Origin of the sequence: Mesorhizobium sp. M1A.T.Ca.IN.004.03.1.1 (genome assembly GCF_003997555.1) — a bacterium.
Taxonomy (GTDB): Bacteria; Pseudomonadota; Alphaproteobacteria; order Rhizobiales; family Rhizobiaceae; genus Mesorhizobium.
Map to the genome: position 1 here is coordinate 1 of NZ_RZTV01000959.1, position 242 is coordinate 242.

The 242-nt window shown below is 59.5% G+C and carries 1 pseudogene; it reads left to right on the forward strand.

From position 1 onward, the window contains the following. Window positions 1-242 (forward strand): annotated as a pseudogene (locus tag EOD29_RS34520) (carbohydrate ABC transporter permease); the annotation flags it as partial.

Consider the following 242-nt stretch of genomic DNA (forward strand, 5'->3'; position numbering starts at 1 on the left):
GAACTCGCTGCCGATCATCGTCGTCACGGTGATCTACCAGTTCACCAATATCTGGAACGACTTCCTGTTTGCCTCGGCCTATGCCGGCACCGGTGACACCATGCCGATGACGGTGGCGCTGAACAATGTCGTCAACACCTCGACCGGCGTCGTCGAATACAATGTCAACATGGCGGCGGCGATGATCGCCGCCGTTCCGACGCTCATCGTCTATATCCTCGCCGGCCGCTACTTCGTGCGCG